General features: G+C 69.6%; 2 protein-coding genes. One reads left to right on the forward strand and one right to left on the reverse strand.

All coding sequences use genetic code 11. The features are described 5' to 3' along the window. Positions 1-288 (reverse strand): hypothetical protein (locus tag G3N92_RS33900; protein ID WP_206131851.1); only part of this gene is annotated, 288 nt, incomplete at its 3' end. A gap of 497 nt (positions 289-785) precedes the next feature. Between G3N92_RS33900 and G3N92_RS33905 the strand changes: the two genes are divergently transcribed. Then, positions 786-1,259: Rrf2 family transcriptional regulator (locus tag G3N92_RS33905; RefSeq protein ID WP_206131852.1), on the forward strand; the 474-nt coding region annotated here is incomplete at its 3' end.

Consider the following 1,259-nt stretch of genomic DNA (forward strand, 5'->3'; position numbering starts at 1 on the left):
TCCGGCCAACACCGGCCGGTTCGGCTGCACGCCGGCCAGCCGCTGGCAGCCTGCCTGGAAACACGCCAGCGACGCGGCGCCGGCCAGCCCGGCCAGCACCAGCGCCATCGGCGCGGCCACCTGCCGGTGCGGCAACGGCAGCAGCACCGAGACGCTGATCAGCGCCGCGCAGGCGGTCCATTCGCGCACGCCGGGCAGCCGGGCACGCCACAACGAGGCGTGCAGCACCAGCGCGACGATACCGATCGAGGCGGCGAAGACGAGGAAAGGCGGGACGGGATCTGACATGCGGGCGGCGGCGAATCAGGCGCGACGGGATCGGGGCCGGCCAACGGCCCGCTCCCGGCGAACCCGCTCTCGGCAAACAGCATGCAATGGCTCTGACGCGCCCCGGACACCCATGTGATTCTCTCGGTCTGTTGTCTTGCGGATTGCGCCGCCCGGCACGGCAAGGCGCGCGGTTGCGGGAATCCGGTTCGATGCGCAGGCAACGGTGCCGCGCATCCCGCCTGATCGGAGCGGGGCCCGGCATCGCCGGCACGATTGCAGGCGACGCGTCGTGATTGTAGGGGGGCTTGCGGGCCGGCGGACGCCATGCCAAGAACTTTAACAATCTTTCGCCGGCGAACGCGGACGCGCCGAGGCCAGGCCGGCAACGCCCGCCCGGCAAGACTTACACGAACCTGTCATCCGGGCCGTCGCGAGCCGGGCGACGCGCACGGCGCCGATTGCGCGGCACCGTGAACCACGCTACCCTAACTCCGATTCGGAAAGTCGGAGTGAACATGGCGCATATCAGTACAGGAGTCGAATACGGGCTGCATTGCCTGCTTTATCTGATCGAACCGGCCCCGGGCATGCGCGAGGCCAGTGTGCGCGATCTCGCGGAGCTGCAGGGCGTGCCGGTGGATTTTCTCGCCAAGCTGTTCACCAAGCTGCACAAGGCCGGGCTCGTGATCGCCACCGAAGGCGCGAAGGGCGGCTTCGCGCTGGCGCGGCCGGCCGAGCAGATCTCCGTGCTCGACGTGGTCAGCGCGATCGACGGCGACAAGGCGCTGTTCGAATGCCGCGAGATTCGCGACCGCTGCGCCGTGTTCGAGGGCGCCAAGCCGGCCTGGGCGACGAGCGGCGTATGCGCGATCCATTCGGTCATGCAGCAGGCGGACAAGAAGATGCGCGAATCGCTGGCCTCGCAATCGCTGGCCGAGATCGCCGGGCGCGTGTCGTCGAAGGCGCCGCGCAGCTTCGGGCCGCAGGTC

This window comes from Burkholderia sp. Ac-20379 (genome assembly GCF_017104645.1).
Lineage (GTDB): Bacteria > Pseudomonadota > Gammaproteobacteria > Burkholderiales > Burkholderiaceae > Burkholderia.